Source organism: Methylobacterium sp. 37f (assembly GCF_023093475.1).
In the GTDB taxonomy this organism is placed as follows: Bacteria; Pseudomonadota; Alphaproteobacteria; order Rhizobiales; family Beijerinckiaceae; genus Methylobacterium.
The window spans coordinates 1-397 of sequence record NZ_JAGHKN010000134.1 but is presented as its reverse complement, the minus strand read 5'-3'; the positions used below and the strand labels follow the sequence as shown (position 1 = coordinate 397).

Here is a 397-nt window from a genome sequence, read left to right as displayed (position 1 = left end):
CCCACGCCGTGGTCCGCACCAGCGCCTCGCCGCTGACCAATCTGCACCTCGGCGGCAGCCGCGGCGACCTCGACGAGGCCCGTGCGGCCGTCGAGGCGGCCGGAGCCCGCTGGTCGGAGGTCCTCGACGTGTGCGAACGGGCCGCGGCCTGCTTCCCGAACACCCTGTGCGTGGGCGTCGACCTCCTGCCGGCGGTCGGCTGGCGGCGGTTCGCGGTCGGCGAGGTCAACGCCTTCGGCGACCTGCTGCCCCGGCTGACCGGCCTGCCGGGCAGCGGAGCGGAGGGCCGCGACACCTACGCGACCCAGGTGGCCGCGATCCTGCGCCACCCGTCCCTCGCGCGCCCGGCCGTCCCGCGTCCTGCCCGTACCGCCACCTCGGCTCCCACGGCCACCAC

1 protein-coding gene is annotated in these 397 nt (G+C 77.3%); it reads left to right on the top strand.

Going from position 1 to position 397, the window contains the following annotated elements; translation table 11 throughout:
• The coding region (locus J7U37_RS24970) for a hypothetical protein (RefSeq protein ID WP_247637507.1) at positions 1 to 397 on the top strand (397 nt) is incomplete at both ends.